Source organism: Shewanella sp. 10N.286.52.E4, from assembly GCF_041468785.1.
In the GTDB taxonomy this organism is placed as follows: Bacteria; Pseudomonadota; Gammaproteobacteria; order Enterobacterales; family Shewanellaceae; genus Shewanella; species Shewanella electrodiphila.
Genome location: NZ_JBFRJJ010000025.1, coordinates 4,215 through 17,385 on the forward strand (window position 1 = coordinate 4,215; position 13,171 = coordinate 17,385).

The following is a 13,171-nucleotide window of genomic DNA, read 5'->3' on the forward strand; positions in this document are numbered from 1 at the left end:
AAATAGTGAAATAGTGAAATGCTATTAGCTTCACCTGAATCTTGACCAAAAGTGACCAAGATTCAGCACAAATAAGCCCCATAGCATCTTTAAATGTTATAGGGCTTTTTATGGACTTTAATTCTAGCTATCGATACTGACTCTCTATACGGCTTTCTTTACAAGCTTTCTATACAAGTTTGCTTTGCGAGAGCTACAGAATGAATGTCGCTACTAAATCATTTAATGATTTTGCCTGCACTTTTAAGTCTTTTGCTTTTTGAACACTGATTTCTGCCGCTTGGGTTATATCATCAGTGACGTCTTTAATCGCAACCGTATTTTGGGTAATTTCGTTAGTCACCTGAGTTTGCTCTTCTGCAGCGGTTGCAATTTGGCTAGCCATATCTGAAATTAGCACTACTGCTTGAGTGATTTCTTCAATGGCGATAGCGGCTTCAGTTGCGTCATTAACACTATTGCCAGCTAATGCTTGGCTGCTCTGCATTAATGTTACTGCACTCGATGTCGTTTGCTGCAAGGTTTCAATGGTTTCATAAATTTCTTGCGCTGAATCTTGGGTGCGGCGAGACAATACGCGCACTTCATCAGCCACTACTGCAAAGCCACGACCTTGATCGCCGGCTCGCGCTGCTTCAATTGCTGCATTCAGTGCCAGTAAGTTAGTTTGTTCTGCAATACCCTGAATGGTAGAAAGGATACTTGTAATAGCATTGGCATGACGGCTCAGCTCGCCAATCACATCAGTTGCTTGAGTGACTTCGTTCGCCAGTAAGTTGATTGATTGTCGGGTATTATCAACCAAACTTTGACCTTGCTGGCTACTGTTACTCGATTGCTGGGCGGCCGTTGCTGTGCTTTCTGCATTACCGGCAATTTCTTGAGTGGCACTGGCCATTTCAGTCACTGCAGTGGCAACCATAGTGACTTCTTGCTGTTGCACTTGCAGTTCTTTCTCAGTTAAATGGGTGTTAGCAAGGCTTTCATCGGCCTCTTTATCAAGTTTCTGTGCTAGTCCACGGATTTGAGAAATCAATTGGTGCTGACTGCTTACAAATCGGTTAAAGCTATCTGCAAGGGTGCCTACTTCATCTTTCGACTCTATTTCAATGCGTTGAGTTAAGTCACCGTTACCATCAGCAATGCGAGCCAATGCTTGTGATACCCGTGATAGTGGTGCTAAGAGTTGACTAATTAACCATGAAATCAATGCCATACTGATTAACAATACCAGTGCTGAAATGCCGAGTTGTGTCATTAATAATGAGCTTAAAGGCGCTTCAAGGGTGTCTTTATCTAAGACTAAAATCAATTCCCAATCTGTATTAGGGATATCTTCTGACCAAACTAATTTATCACGATCTTCAGGAGCAAAATGAATTGGGGTCAGTTGGTCAGTTTTACGTTGTTGATTTAATAATTTGTAGTCGAGATCGCTATCAATAGCGCTAATGTGTCCCATGGCTTTACTGGCATCTTTATAAGCGATGACGGTACCGTCTTTATGCATCATGATGGCAAAACCATTAGAAGGCAGTGTCATACGATTCACATCGTCAACTAGGCTATCGATTGACAAGTCTCCACCGACAACACCATTTAATATAGGTTTAGCTAAGGTGACAACCAAGATGTTATATGCGACATCTAAATAGGGTTTGGTCAGGATCATTTGTTGCTTGCTAACAGCTTCTTGGTACCAAGGACGCGTGCGTGGATCAAAATCGGTATGTTCTATTGTTGGATCATCTTCAAACATCTCACCTCTATCCGTACCAAAATAAGTACCTTCAAATCGGCCTGATATTTGGGCTTGCTGTAATGCATCTAACGGTTGGCTGTCTAGTTTTTCACCAAGGGCATTAATAATATCCTCACGAGCCGCTAGCCATTCACTGATCCGCTCAGCTTGTTGGGCACTCAATCGCTGAACTTGCTCAAGGTTGGATTTAAGCAAGAGATCCTTTTGGTTCGAATAACTCAGCCAAGATAGCAATGCAATTACCATCGAAAGGGCAATCAGTACAGGGGCGAGAATTTTCTGCTTTAACGAATTAGAGATCATATTAACCAAGGTAATGTTCAGTGAGTAAAAGCCAATACAGTGATGAGGTCATGTAACTTATTCATCTAACTGAGTGGCGGCGGATAATGGCATAACCCAGTACGATTTGATAGCAAATTGGTGGTAAAACGAACAAATGATACACGTGGGTAACGAAAGCGACACGAACTGGAAACAAGTTGTTTTTATCAGCAATCAACTATCGTTCACTAATCGACTGCCGCACGAGAAAACACCTTATTGGAAAGTAGAGCGACCTGCTTGGAGTCAAACTTTAACGAGGGGAGCGTTAAACCTTAGACCTATTTATTTAACCTAAGATTTACCAACCGATAAAAGTGGATCTGTTAAACAAAGCGTTAATGAACAGGTAAATTGTTCATCAACGTTATATTGTTCATTAACGCTGAGGCATACGAGTTTAGCTGGCATCCACATAAAGTTGTTTAAATAGGCCGGGCTGAGCTTGTAGACTTTGCTCTGTGCCTGATTGGGTTATCTTGCCATCATCCAATACGAATATGCGATCTGCTAGGCGCAAGTTGTTCAACCTATGAGCGATAATAATCGCAGTGCGTTGCTGTAAAAACGCCTTCAGATTGGATAGTATTTTTGCTTCTGTGGCGGCATCGAGTGCCGAAGTCGCTTCATCTAAAATCACCACTTGGGGCTGACTTAGCCACATTCTTGCAATGGCTAACCGCTGCATTTGACCACCTGATAAACGGGTATTCGAGCGGCCTAAATCAGTATCAAGCTTGTCTTGCCACTGAGACACAGTATCACTGAGCTCAGCATGAGCAAGTGCTTGCCATAACTGCTCATCAGTCATTTCAATACCAAAGGTTAAATTGTCACGTAAGGTGCCAGCAATTAATTTGGGATGTTGCGGCACATAGCCGACTTGCTGGCGAAAACGATTAATCCCATAGTCATGAATGTCTTCACCATTAATCATAATCTGACCTGAATGCGGCGTATAGAAGCCCAACAATAAATTGATTAAGGTGGATTTACCGCCGCCACTCATTGCCAGTAAAGCTATAGACTCGTTCGCTTTGAGATTAAGGTTGAGCTGTTGAAATAAGTTTGGCTGTTGTTCAAATCCAAAGCTGACAGCGTTGAAATCAATGCTAATAGCTGAAGTTTGTTCAAGTGCCGACTTTGATAAAATAGGCTTTTCTTGGCGTGGTTCTACTTCTAATTCTACGTCTAATTCCAATAAGTGATTGAGTCGCTCCATCGATGCCTGCGCCCCAAAACGGGCATATTGAATATTGAGCAGCTCTTGTATCGGCCCCATTAAATACCAGAGATAACTGAAAACTGCGAAAATTTGGCCAACAGTAAGATCTGATATCAATACCATGAAGATAGCCATGGCGCGAAAGCATTCAAAACCGAGTAAGAATGTAGTGAAGCTCAGCTTATTGAGCGCATCGGTTTTCCATTGATTGGCAATAGCATGCTGGCTTAGATCTGTGGCTAATCCAAATACCTTTTGATAGTAATGCTTTTCTTGCTGGGCTAAGCGTAATTCACGGGTGGCATCTACGGTATCGACCAAGGCTTGTTGAAAAGCTTCAGTGGCGGCATTTTCTTTACGGCGCAAACTTTTTACGTGCTCAGCAAAACGAGATGAAAAGTAAATCACTAAAGGGTTGAGTAAAATAATCATTAGCCCTAGCTGCCAATTAAGCCATAACAAGACACTGGCAATGGCCACGATAGTGAGCACACTGATGATTAAACGGGATAAGGTATCACTGACAAAGCGTTCAACGGTATCCACATCTGTGATGCAGCGTGAAGCTAAACCTGCACTGCCGTACTTATCGAATGCACTCATCTTAATTTGCGGTAATTGCAGTAACATTCGCTGACGAATCGCTAAACTGATCCGTTTAGCAATCTTGGTGAACTCACGAGCCTGTACCACTTGCGTCAGCATAGTCAGTAAGCGTAGTACGATAACCGCCACTAATACGATACTGATATACACCCCAGGCAGGTGCCAAGCTTCAGGTAACACAGACTGTAAATTATTCAGTAACCAACCGGTTTGTCCTAATAGCACTTCATCCACTAATAGCGGCATTAACATAGGGATAGGCAAACTCAATAGTGTGGCTAAAACAGCAATCAAATTGGCTTGAATTAACTGCCGTTTATGCGTGACGATTTTGTGCTTTAACCAAGACCAATTGAGCCTGGACTGTACTGTATCCTGAGCGTCTTGCTGTGTTTTTGCTTCTGTTTTAGAAGAAGTTTGCGAATGCTGTTGAGCCAAAACGAATGTCCTTAATGACACGTGCACCCAAATATCGACTCAGACCGTTTGTACGGCTGAAGTCGATATAGATGAACATGATTTAAATAAAAGCTAAAAAATCAGAGGCAGTTTACTGTTAGGGTCGATCACTAAGGTGGGTTTGTAGTGCCAGACTTTTTCGATGATGTCAGCAGTTAATGCCTCGGCAGGTTTACCGTCACTGACGACTTCGCCTTGTTCTAATACCACTAACCTATCTGCATAACGGCAAGCTTGGTTTAAATCGTGCAGTACCACGACTACACAGTAGTTATGCTCATGGGCTAATGTATGTGCTAGTTCAAGTACTCTGTGTTGTTGGGCTAAATCTAACGCTGAAGTAGGCTCATCGAGTAGTAAAATCGGTGTGCTTTCAGCTTGAGCCAATTGTGTTAGCACGCGAGCTAATTGCACTCGTTGCTTTTCCCCCCCAGAAAGGGTGGGATAACTGCGGTATTTAAGTGCAGATAACGCAACCTGTTGCAATTGCTTATCGACTAAATCCTGTCCTTGCTGTTGGCTGATGGATAATGGATACAACCCCATTTGTACCACTTCATGCACTTTAAATGGAAAGGTCAGTGACGCATGTTGCGGTAACACGGCTAATGACTTGGCTAATTCGGCTCTGTTCCAGTTAACGAGTGATTTACCTAGCATGGAGATGCTGCCTGCTGACAGTTCAGTTTCTTGGCACAAGCTTTTCAATAACGTGGATTTACCCGCGCCATTGGGGCCCAATAATGCAGTGACTTGGCCTGGCATAATCTCAAGATTGATATCATTTAATACTGGTTTTTTGCCAATATGCACCGAGAGGTTATTAATACTGACGACAGAGTTTTCAGTTGCGGAACGTGAGGTTGAACTTTCAGTCCCAGCAGACTTTTGTTTAGGCATAAAAGTCGCACTATTTCTATCTGAAGGTGCTAATTCAACAGGCTTTACTCCAGCAAGTGCTAAACCTGTTACTTGAGGCGCCGACTTAGGTGTTTTAAACATAGATTTAAATTCGAGATTTCTCAGCATGTTACACCAACTTATTACGTTGTTTGAGTAATAAAATGATAAAGAATGGTGCACCTAAAAGTGCCGTCACTAAACCAACTGGTAATTCAGAAGGGGCAACAATAGAGCGAGCGCCAATATCGGCGACCACTAACATTGCTGCACCTAACATGGCGCTTAATGGCAGCAATAAACGGTGATCTGGGCCAATCATCATTCTGACTAAATGAGGTACGACTAACCCAATAAAGCCAATAATACCTGTTGCAGCCACTGCAATACCCACGCCGATAGCACACAGTACAATCAGTTTAAGTTTGAGTTTATCGACATCCAAACCAAGATGACGAGCTTCGGCCTCACCGAGTAATAAAGCATTTAAGGCTTTGGCGCTTTGGTTGAATTGCCAACTTATCACCGCTAATGCGACCAAGCTTAAAATGACGTAATGCCACTGAGCGCCAGCCACTGAGCCCATTTGCCATAAGGTTAAGTCTCTTAACGCCATGTCATTGGCCATATAGGTCAATACGCCAATACCTGCTCCAGCAAGCGCAGCCACAGCAACTCCAGATAGGAGTAGTAGCACGACGGAAGTGCCACTTGGACTTGCGGCTAAACGATAAACAATTAAGGTCGTCGCAAGGCCAGCAACAAAGGCACTAAAAGCAACTAAGTATTCACCGCCATTAGGAAATAGCACGATACAAATTGCTGCGCCCAATGCCGCGCCAGAAGAGACACCAATAATGCCAGGATCAGCAAGTGGGTTTCGAAATAATCCCTGCATCACCGCGCCACATTGAGCCAGTGTGGCACCCACTGCTAAGGCTAAAATTGTCCGCGGTAAACGGACATTATTAATCACCAATTGCTCATGGGGAGCCACTGATGCTAACTCTTGACCTGTTGCCCAGTTCACCATGGCATTAAAGCTGGTGGACGGGCTAATTTGTAATGGTCCGATGCTGACAGACAACAGGCTTGTTATCACCAAAGCGGTGAGTAAACAGGGCCAAAGCCAACGTTGATTTTCCATGTTAAATCCTAATAAAACGGGTTGATATTTCGCAAGTCATCACCACTTTGATGGTCATGATGTCGCTACAGCTTTTTAATGCTAATAAAGTCGCTAGCGAGGTCATCAGCAGCAGTGATGGCACTTAATCCTAAACCACCAATTAACGCTTGAGATGGCAGGTTTTTAATGTGTTGATGTTCACCTGCTGGGGTGTGCGCAAGCAATGGCATGGCTTTCAATAATTCAGTAACAGGATCGCTTGATTCACTCTCGCTGCGGTTTGAAATCAGAATCACATCGGGTTGTAGCGCTAAAATACCTTCCTGAGAGACACTTTTATAACCGTCAAAACCCGCAATGTTTTGTCCGCCAGCCAGGTTAATAATGATATCTGCAGCGGTATTGTTGCCGCCTACACGTGCAGGTCTATCAGGTTGTAATAGCAAAAATAACACCTTTGGTGCATCGCCTAGTTCATTGAGTTTTTGCTGTTTTGAATCTAATTGATTAAAGGACAAATCAATTTTTTGTTTTAGCTCAGTCGCCTGAGATTCACGATTAAGTAACTTGCCCATTTGCTCAATGTTACTGACGAGCTCTGTTCTGGTATTGGCGCTGGGTAAAGAAACCACTTCAACGTTGGCACTGCTTAATACTTCAAGGGTGTTTTTAGGTCCCATGGCTTCTGAGCCCAATAGGATCGTAGGCGATAAAGCTAAAATCCCCTCAGCAGATAACATGCGGTGATAACCCAACTTCGCTACAGAATCTAACTCGTCTGGGATTTGACTCGTTGAATCTACACCGACTAGTTCGTCACTGGCATCCAACGCGAGCACTAACTCTGTGATGCCTGCGCCCGCACTTACAACGCGATTTTCAGCCATAGCACTTTGGCTTAGTAGGGCACTTGAAAGCAGCATGCTTGCTGTCATCAAGCGAGTCAGTAATGAGTGTTTAGTATTGAACATTGATTGCTTAAGCATAATTAACTCCGAATAAATAAAATCGTTGGAACATTCCTAAATGGATGGATAAAAGATGATTTAGGGTTCCATTAAAATTTGGGTATTAGTGATTTGTTGTCGCTGAAGTAATGCCAATACCGTCATTAATGGCTGAACAGGGGCATTTTTATCAGCAGCGACAACCACATTGATATTTGGTGACGAATCCAAGACTTGAATGAAAGCGGCTTCGAATTGGTCGAAATTGTCGAATTGCTTAGCATCTAACGCCCAATGGGGCGCATCAGTTAAAATATTGATTGAAATATGCTCTTCTTGAGACAAGGCCGTTAAGCTTGAGTCTGTTTCTGTAGGTACATCCACAGGCAATGTCAGCAGTTGGGTATTGGCTGTAAGTAACAGGAATACTAATACTATAAAAATGATGTCGATGAGCGGGGTGAGATCAATTCCTACATTGACCTGAGCTGAAGCCCCAGCCTGACCGTCTGCGCTGATCATCTGTTTGACTCCGCTAAAGTCGCAGCCGCAGTCGCAGCCGCAGTCGCAGCAATAGAGGCTGTTGCTTCGGTAGTGGTGTTAACGGTGTTTTGATTTAAAGCATTGCCTTTAAGACAAGGTGCATTGGCGCCACATGGGGCATCACAACCAATGTTTAATGCTTGATCAAAGCCGTCTAACCATAGGTTCATTTGGTTTAGGGCGTGGGCAATTCTGTTGCAGCGTTTCTCGGCCCAAAGTGTCAGTAAGTGCGCCATTGTGATTGCAGGCACGGCAATGATTAAACCTGCCGCCGTAGTATTCATCGCGAGCCCCAAGCCTGTTGCCAGTTGCGATGGGGTCACAGGACCATCAGATAGCCCAAGTTGACTAAACATTTCAATCAGGCCAAGCACAGTACCTAAAAGGCCAAGCAGGGGAGTGATCACACCAATAATCTGCAGTACCTTTAGCCCAGATTGCAGCTTTTCTTTTTGCTTAAGTAACCATAAATTTAAGATTTCTTCGCGCATTGCACGAGGTTGGTCACCGTGGGATAGCAAGAGTGCCGTGCCCTTAGCCAGCATGCTACGACCTTTGCTTAATAAGGTAATCAGCTGCTGCCTTTGTTCGGGAGTGGCACTGCGAGTTTGTTGTCTTAACTCAGTTAGCCAAACATCCCGTTTTAATAGCTCATTCACTAATAAAGCTAGTCGCTCAAGGATGATCAATAAGGCTAAAAAAGCACAGATAAATAGCGGCCAAGTTAAGTAACCTAACTGCTCTGACAGTTGTAGATATAATGGTTGAGACATGTTGATTTCCTATATTCAGGCTTAATTTAAAGCGAACTTCACAGGTACTCTGACGGTATAAGCAAAAGCTGTTTGTGGAGATGGCGCGGCAAATTGCCACTGCTCAACTGCATTAATAGCTGCTGCATCGAGTAGGCTGTAACCTGAACTATCGACGAGGGTAAGCGAGAGTTGCTCACCAATTTGATTAAACATGACTTCCACTGTCGCGGTGCCTTCAAAGCCACGTTTACGTGCCTTTTTAGGGTAATTAGGTTGTGCTGGTGGTGCTGAAAATGTCGGTTGTTGTAAGGCAACTGTTTCTTGGGTGACTCCTTGTTTAGCGTCGACTTGCTGTTGATTGTGAGTTGCACTGGCATCAGTGCTGGCAACCTCTGTTACTTCGGCAGGTGGCTGCTCAGTTGTTTCTGGCTTAGAAGTTTCAGGTTTAGAAACTGAGGTTTTAGCTTGTTCAATTTTGGTAATGACTTTCTCTGCTGCAGGCTTTTTAGGAGCAGCTTTAACCACTTGTTCAGGTTCAGGCTTAGGTTTAACCACAGGTTTAGGTTTAGCCACAGATTTAGGTTTAGCAAGGTGCTCTGGTTTTTTCACTTCTTCTACAGTGTTTTCGATACTTGTTGCCTGTGTACTTGCTTGCATAGCAATCATGACACTGACAGCTTTATTTGAGCCCATTGCCGCACCTTCAGATAACTGAATCGATGGCTCACTATTTTGAGAGGCGAGCACCCCTCCTTGGATTAAAATGGTTAAACATCCGAAAGCAAAATATCGTTTAGGTGTCATCTGAAATAGTCTTCTACAACATCAATGTGGTCAAATGTTGAACATATCTAAATTAAGCAATTAGTTAGCTTTGAATCTTTACATTCTTTACAAAGCTATTAATAACAAATAGTTAGGTTCTACCTTTATCTTTATTGATTTGAATGTACAACAATCTGAATGAGATCGCAAATGATAATGATTTTCATTTGATCTAAGTTTTATTCTCAGGTAAAGTGCGGCAAATAGTTCGTCAGAGATAACACTTTGTGCTGATGTTTTTTCCTACTGATTGGTGATTTACGCGTTTTAACACCACAGTGAGTAGCACACCTAATTCTCTATGAACGACAGAAAAGTCGCATTTATTATTGAGGATATAACAATGACCAAGAAGCCACTCGTTGTAGCAATGGCAATGGTTTTTAGTACCACCGTATTCGCACAAGAAAACCAAACCGTTACAGAATTTGATGAAGTGCTTGTTACCGCTACCCGTATTAGCGAAAAAGTATCAGATTCCAGCCGCAGCGTGACGGTGATCAGTGAAGAGAAGATGCAAGAGTCTCAGCCTTCATCTGTCGCTGATGCGCTAAAGAATGAAGCCAATATTAGTGTGACGAATGGTCCTCGAGCATCATCTCAAGGCGTCGAAATTCGTGGTTTAAGTGGTCAACGTGTATTACAAACTATTGATGGCGCACGTCAAAATACCAATTCTGGTCACCGCGGTACTTACTTCATGGATCCAGAGTTACTCAGCTCAATCGAAGTGGTACGTGGCCCTGCCAGTAGTTTATGGGGCAGTGGTGCAATTGGTGGCGTGGTCGCACAAAACACCAAGTCTGCCCATGATTTTTTAGATGAAGGTGATACGTTTGGTGGCTACATCAAGCAAGGTTTTGAAACCAATGGCGATAAAATCAAAACCAGCGGTACGCTTTACGGTTTAGCTGACAACATTGATTGGTTGTTAAGTGGTAGCTACCACGACAGCAACAATATCAAAATTGGTAATGATCAAAGCCTTGAAAACAGCTCATCTGAAGCGACCAGTGGTTTAGCTAAAATCGGCTGGGAGCCAACAGACGATCAACGCCTGCAACTATCTGCACGTTTTTCTGATACAGATGAATTAGTTCCAAGTAACCCATCGACTCATGTTGGCAGCTCAGTACCATTAGTGCAGCGTAATACTGAAGATCAAAACGTGACCTTAGATTACAGCCTAAACCCAACAGACAATCCGTTATTAGATTTAAATGCGACTGTGTATTGGAATAGCACTAATTACGATGAAGATCGTGTCACTAAAGATCAATTTGATAGTACTGAATTTGAAACCATTGGTTTTAGTGTCAATAACAGCTCTGCATTTGGCAACACTGTACTGACTTACGGTATTGATGGTTACAAAGATACGATTAACACAGTGCGTGACGACAATGGCCAAGCCGGTGAACGACCAGATGATATAGATGGTGAAACCACAGTTTGGGGCGCATTTACGAAAGCAGATATCAAGCTCACAGACACCGTTGCCTTAGATGTAGCTGTTCGTTACGACACCTTTGAAAATGAAAGCAATAACTTAGGTCTGTCATCAGATGATAATGCCTTTACGCCTTCTGTTGGCCTAGTGTGGAACACCACAGACTGGTTAACCTTAAGTGCTCGATATGATGAAGCATTCCGCGCACCAAGCATGGAAGAAATGTACTCAACAGGTACGCATTACTGTATTCCTTCAATTCCTGGCTTCTTACCTGACGGTCTGTGTAACACCTTTGAAATCAACCCAGATTTGCAAGCTGAAAAAGCGCAAAACAAAGAGCTTAAAGCCGATATGCGTTTTGCTGACTTAGCCGGTGATGATGAGTTAGCAATTACCTTAAGTGTGTTCAGAAATGATGTTGATGACTTTATCGAACAAAGCGTTTCTAACCCGCTATACGGCATTCCTGGCTTGGAACAAACCACCTCTTGGGACAATGTGGATGAAGCTAAACTAACAGGTTTTGAATTCAATACCCGTTACCGTTACAAGCAAACTCGGGTGACATTTAACTATGGCCAAACCGAAGGCAAAGACAAGAATACTGATGAGTATTTATCAAATATTCCAGCTAAGAAAATGGGCATAGATTTATCGCAATCCATCATGGAAGGCGATATGAAATTTGGTACTCGTTTCACTTATGTGGCTGAGCAAGATGACTTGCCTGTAGACAACCTTGAGCAATATGACTCTTACAAATTGTGGGACGTTTATGTGGCTTGGGAACCAGCAATGGGCACATTTGAAGGTTTACGTGTCGACTTTGCAGTAGAAAACATCGGTGATGAGGAATATCGCCAAGCGTGGCAAACCTTGTATGAACAAGGCAGGAATTTCAAATTGTCAGCGCGCTATTCATTTTAATCCCTTACCCGTTTGCGGGTGAATAACGCTGAAGAAAAGGGTGCAGGCTTAATGGCTGCAACCTTATTTCAAAAAGCCTCTCAAGCATTAGTGCTTGAGCGGCTTTTGCAGTGTTAGCCAGTCGCATATTAGGGTTATCAATTATTGGAGATATTCCATGACAGTATCAGTAGCACAAATTCAGCAATACTTAAGCGAAAACCCAGCAGCGATGCCAGGTCAAGTGGCACAAACGCTATCCATCACAGAGCTTGAAGTGGTCACGGCATTACCGACAGAACAACTGGCTTTTTTGCCATTAACAGAAAAAGATAACCTGCTGACATCACTACCTGAGTGGGGCAACATGACCACGATTATCTCAGTATCAGGCAGTATTTTTGAATTTAAAGGTAGTTTTCCAAAGGGGAAATATGCCCACGGTTACTACAATTTAATCACTAAAGGTGAGGGGCTACACGGTCACTTGAAATTAGATGACATCAGCGCCATTGCTTTAATCAGCAAACCGTTCAGAGGCACAGAAAGCCACTCTATCAACTTCTTTGGTGCACAGGGCGAAGTGGTATTTAAAGTGTATTTAGGTCGCGATAAAAAGCGTGTGCTGCTAAGCAGCCAAGTTGAGCGTTTTCAAGCACTCAAAGGCAGCATCACCGCAGCAGCTTAACTGATAATAATTAAATAAAAGGAATGTGTGATGTCGACTGAAAAAGAACAACGCTTACGCGAAAAACTACTACCTGAAATTGAAGAATTTAAAGCTCAACGCTCAACTTTACAGCTTGCCACACAAGATGCAGACGGTGTACCCAATGCCAGTTATGCCCCTTTTGCTTTAGCTGATGATGGCTTTTACATTTTAGTCAGTGAATTAGCCCGTCATGGCACTAATCTACAAGCCTCTGACAAGCTTTCAGTCATGTTGGTTGAAGATGAATCAGAATCGAAAAGTGTGTTCGCCCGTAAACGATTAACGTTTGATGCAACGGCTGAAGTTGTTGCACGAGACAGCGAAACATTTACTAAAGGCGTGGCTGCGTTATCGGCTCGTTTTGGTGAAATGATTGATAACTTAGCTGCGCTAAAAGACTTCAACTTATTCAAGCTAAACCCGCATCATGGCTTATACGTAAAAGGTTTTGGTCAGGCATTTAGTTTATCTGGTGCAGAACTATTAGATGTTGACTGGAAACGCGATGGTCACCATGGCACGCCAAAACAGGTGGCAGAACAAGCTTAAGGGTTACCTTGTTTATGGCCATTGAGTCTTAAGGCACAAAATCCCGCAATATTAGCGGGATTTTTTTATGCTCAAA

At 43.1% G+C, this 13,171-nt stretch carries 11 protein-coding genes; 3 read left to right on the top strand and 8 right to left on the bottom strand.

Translation table 11 applies throughout. The annotated features are described in order from the left end of the window. Positions 1–193: 193 nt before the first annotated feature. The 8 genes from AB4153_RS15300 to AB4153_RS15335 all read right to left on the bottom strand — a co-directional run bounded on the left by AB4153_RS15300 (position 194) and on the right by AB4153_RS15335 (position 9,454). Positions 194–2,065 carry a methyl-accepting chemotaxis protein gene (locus AB4153_RS15300; RefSeq protein WP_371998047.1) on the bottom strand — a complete coding sequence of 624 codons (1,872 nt, stop codon included), beginning with the start codon at positions 2,063–2,065 and terminating at the stop codon, positions 194–196. 421 nt (positions 2,066–2,486) lie between these two features. Further along, positions 2,487–4,355, bottom strand: a complete 1,869-nt coding sequence (locus AB4153_RS15305; protein WP_371998048.1) for an ABC transporter ATP-binding protein — start codon at positions 4,353–4,355, stop codon at positions 2,487–2,489. A 93-nt stretch (positions 4,356–4,448) separates the two neighbouring features. Next, positions 4,449–5,276 carry a heme ABC transporter ATP-binding protein gene (locus AB4153_RS15310; protein WP_371998074.1) on the bottom strand — a complete coding sequence of 276 codons (828 nt, stop codon included), beginning with the start codon at positions 5,274–5,276 and terminating at the stop codon, positions 4,449–4,451. A 130-nt stretch (positions 5,277–5,406) separates the two neighbouring features. Next, positions 5,407–6,423, bottom strand: a complete 1,017-nt coding sequence (locus tag AB4153_RS15315; RefSeq protein WP_102528624.1) for an iron ABC transporter permease — start codon at positions 6,421–6,423, stop codon at positions 5,407–5,409. Positions 6,424–6,488: 65 nt separating this feature from the next. Beyond that, positions 6,489–7,391, bottom strand: a complete 903-nt coding sequence (locus AB4153_RS15320) for a hemin ABC transporter substrate-binding protein (protein WP_371998049.1) — start codon at positions 7,389–7,391, stop codon at positions 6,489–6,491. A 60-nt stretch (positions 7,392–7,451) separates the two neighbouring features. Further along, the gene (locus AB4153_RS15325; RefSeq protein WP_371998050.1) at positions 7,452–7,874 is read right to left on the bottom strand and encodes an ExbD/TolR family protein; all 423 of its coding nucleotides are present in this window, start codon (positions 7,872–7,874) and stop codon (positions 7,452–7,454) included. After that, complete coding sequence (locus AB4153_RS15330; RefSeq protein WP_371998051.1) at positions 7,871–8,668, bottom strand: MotA/TolQ/ExbB proton channel family protein; 798 nt, start codon at positions 8,666–8,668, stop codon at positions 7,871–7,873. The genes AB4153_RS15325 and AB4153_RS15330 overlap by 4 nt, the downstream gene beginning before the upstream one ends. Positions 8,669–8,689: 21 nt before the next feature. Next, complete coding sequence (locus AB4153_RS15335; RefSeq protein WP_371998052.1) at positions 8,690–9,454, bottom strand: TonB family protein; 765 nt, start codon at positions 9,452–9,454, stop codon at positions 8,690–8,692. A gap of 364 nt (positions 9,455–9,818) precedes the next feature. Between AB4153_RS15335 and AB4153_RS15340 the strand changes: the two genes are divergently transcribed. From AB4153_RS15340 to hutZ, 3 genes are all read left to right on the top strand, one after another. Continuing rightward, positions 9,819–11,855: a TonB-dependent hemoglobin/transferrin/lactoferrin family receptor gene (locus AB4153_RS15340; protein ID WP_371998053.1), complete on the top strand. Its 2,037-nt coding sequence runs from the start codon at positions 9,819–9,821 to the stop codon at positions 11,853–11,855. Between the two features lie 157 nt (positions 11,856–12,012). Beyond that, positions 12,013–12,522, top strand: coding sequence for a heme utilization cystosolic carrier protein HutX (hutX, locus tag AB4153_RS15345; protein WP_371998054.1), 510 nt, complete (start codon positions 12,013–12,015; stop codon positions 12,520–12,522). Positions 12,523–12,552: 30 nt separating this feature from the next. Next, entirely contained in the window at positions 12,553–13,095 is a 543-nt protein-coding gene (gene hutZ, locus AB4153_RS15350) for a heme utilization protein HutZ (protein WP_102528631.1), read from the top strand. Positions 13,096–13,171: the final 76 nt, after the last annotated feature.